This is a genomic window from Xenorhabdus sp. TS4 (assembly GCF_014467265.1).
In the GTDB taxonomy this organism is placed as follows: Bacteria; Pseudomonadota; Gammaproteobacteria; order Enterobacterales; family Enterobacteriaceae; genus Xenorhabdus; species Xenorhabdus ehlersii.
In genome coordinates, this window is record NZ_NKHQ01000010.1 from 1 (window position 1) to 2,978 (window position 2,978).

The window sequence follows — 2,978 nt, forward strand, 5'->3', positions numbered from 1 at the left end:
TACCCAACAAAACACCCAAATGATAAAATCTTGTTGTGACATAGCCTTTTGTTCCTTTATTTCTCTTTGTTTGTCAACTTAAAGTTATAAAGGAGCGGCTATGTCATTTCAACTCACCATAAAAGTCGAGCATCGCGTAAAATCTATCTTATTTATGGCACTGTTGCGTGCACTTAAAATACCCTGTCGTTTACATGGTTTTACCATCGATAAAATCTTACAAAAAGGAATTATGAATGGAGCGCTATATGAACAGATGCCTAAAGAGATTATTCATACTTGGGTTGAAGCCTATATAGATGGACAATGGCATGGCTTTGAAGGAGTTATTCTTGATTCGTTTTACTTGTCGGCATTACAAAAAAAATACACAGATCATAATGGGGTGTTTATCGGTTATGGTGTAGCCATTGAAGAGTTACAAAACCCGCCGATTGAATGGAACGGTAATAATGATACCTATGGAATTATACAGGATTTTGGTCTATTTGATGACCCTGACAGCTTCTTTGTCAAACATTCACAGAAACTCAGTGATGAAGATAAAGCACTATTTGCCAATAAGTTACGTCATCAAATTAACGAGAATATCACTAAAATTCGTCAGCAGAATTTTAGTGAATTAAAATAATTCTATTTTTCATAAAAAACAGAAAATTCTTCTGTCTTTTATGTCCGTTTTTTTAGGAGGTGGTTATTATTTATCACAAAAAAACTAAAAAATAGTTATGTTTCCTTTAGCAATATATCAGCAATATTATAACTTAATACTTGAGTATCAATAGCTTCCTGATTACTCAGAACAGTAATAGTTAAACGCGAATTTGGCAAACGTATAAAATAAGCTCTGTAGCCTGCCCATCCGCCGGAATGTTCCAAACTCGGCTCTGCTAAGTGGTTGTGATGCTCTAAACCAAATGCATAAGGTTCATGGTTTTTAACTATATATCCAGTAGATGTTGTTTTTGGTAATGTTTGAGTCATGCGTTGGACTAATGATTTTCCACCAACTCTACCGTGAGATAAATTTTCGCCCCATAACATAAGGTTTCCAACAGTTGAGTGTACCGCTCCATCACCTGTATGTGTCCATGGCGATTCAAAAAGTTGACCTTCTTGACTATAAGCTCGTGCAAATTCGACAGTTATTGGATATTCATCAACAATGAATGTATTTTTCATCCCTAGGGGTTTGAAAATACGTTCTTGACTGAATTTACTCAGTTTCATCCCACTTACTTTTTCAGCCACCTGCGCCAATAAAAAGTATCCAGTATTGCTGTACTCAAATGCTGTTCCTGGCGCAAATACAGATTGAGATTGAGCATATAGGTGATGCAATGATTGTTCAATTGTCAATGGATCTTGTTCATTAATGCCAACCGACTCAGCTAGCTCCATATAATCAACTAGTCCACCAATATGATAGATTAAGTGGCGCAGAGTGACAGGCTCTGCGTAATTACCTAAATCAGGCAGAAATTTTACGATTGAATCATCTAACGATAAATGACCGTCATTTTCTAACAATAGGATTGTAAATGCAGTAAACTGTTTTGAAACTGAAGCAATATTAAAGACACTTTCTATTGAAAGGGGTTTGTGCGATTCTAAACAAGCTAAGCCTATAGCATCTTGATATATTAAGCCATTGTCATATTTGGCCATATAGACAACACCAGGAGCATGTTTATCAAATGGTGTTAAAAGTTCATCTAGTGCTTTGATGATTTTGGAATCTTTCTTCATAATAAAGTCTTACGTCTACTTTTCCCTGTCACACTACTATTCAAAAGATGGCAATGTGTTTGTCAACATGATAGCTTTGGCAAATAACAGCGGCTTTACTGAAGCTATACAGCTTAGCCGCCTATAAAATTAATTATTCGCCTTCAACCAGTCGGTATATCCTTTTGCTCCATTACCATAATAAGCGTCATTATTGATATCAGCCAGTTCAATCCCGTAGCGTAAACGTTCTACCAAATCAGGATTAGAAATAAACGGACGCCCGAATGCAACTGCATCTACCTTACCTTCCGCACGACGGGAAATCGCCATTTCAAGGTTATAATTGTTGTTGCCGATATAAGATCCGTCGAACAACGATCTTAGTTTATCCAAATCAACACCTTCGGGAACATCACGGCTTTTTCCTGTTGTTCCTTCAACAAAATGAAGATAAGCCAGCTTGAATTTATTGAGTTGCTGAATCAGATAGCCATAAGTTGCCATCACATTACGATCAAGCGGAGTGTTTCCTACTTCCGTTGTCACTGGAGACAATCTAATGCCAACTCGTCCACCACCCCAAATATGGGTTACCGCGTCAACAACTTCGAGAATTAATCTGGCTCGGTTTTCAATTGAACCACCATACTGATCGGTGCGATGGTTAGTTGAATCACGCAGAAACTGTTCCAATAGATAATTGTTAGCAGCATGAATTTCTACACCATCGAACCCTGCACATTTAGCACATTCTGCCGCATGTCTATATTGCTCGATAACATCAGGGATTTCGTCGGTTCTAAGTGCGCGCGGCATGGACGCTTTTTCTATACCGCGACTGGTAAAAACATTACCGTCTGCTTTAATAACAGATGGTGCTACTGGTGCTTCTTTATTTGGTTGAAGATCAACGTGTGAGAAACGACCGACATGCCACAATTGCATTACAATCTTACCACCAGCAACATGAATGGCATCGGTGACTTTTTTCCATCCTGCTACCTGATCTTCTGTCCAGATACCAGGAGTCATAGCATAACCGCATCCCTGTGCTGAAATATTAGTTGCTTCTGAAATGATTAAACCTGCACTCACACGCTGAGCATAATATGTAACATTAAGTTCATTTGGAACCCCATCCTCATTCGGGTCGTGACTCCAATGGTTAGATTGTCCTATAAAGAATAGTATTCCCGTTCGATGAAAGTCCCTATCACTTTATCGTGCATCTCCTCTGATTTGGAATA

The 2,978-nt window shown here is 38.2% G+C and carries 3 protein-coding genes; 1 reads left to right on the forward strand and 2 read right to left on the reverse strand.

What is annotated here, in order from left to right:
• Nucleotides 1-100 precede the first annotated feature (100 nt).
• Nucleotides 101-631, forward strand: a complete 531-nt coding sequence (locus tag Xets_RS06725) for a transglutaminase family protein (RefSeq protein ID WP_187651373.1) — start codon at nt 101-103, stop codon at nt 629-631.
• 95 nt (nt 632-726) lie between these two features.
• On the opposite strand, the gene Xets_RS06730 is transcribed toward Xets_RS06725, so the two are convergent.
• Complete coding sequence (locus Xets_RS06730; RefSeq protein ID WP_187651374.1) at nt 727-1,749, reverse strand: serine hydrolase; 1,023 nt, start codon at nt 1,747-1,749, stop codon at nt 727-729.
• 129 nt (nt 1,750-1,878) lie between these two features.
• The gene (locus Xets_RS06735; RefSeq protein ID WP_187651375.1) at nt 1,879-2,922 is read right to left on the reverse strand and encodes an alkene reductase; all 1,044 of its coding nucleotides are present in this window, start codon (nt 2,920-2,922) and stop codon (nt 1,879-1,881) included.
• Nucleotides 2,923-2,978 lie beyond the last annotated feature (56 nt).

Excerpts from the sequence above, each read along its gene's own strand:
- Xets_RS06730 (WP_187651374.1), bottom strand. The coding sequence starts at position 1,749 with ATGAAGAAAGATTCCAAAATCATCAAAGCACTAGATGAACTTTTAACA.
- Xets_RS06725 (WP_187651373.1), top strand. The coding sequence starts at position 101 with ATGTCATTTCAACTCACCATAAAAGTCGAGCATCGCGTAAAATCTATC.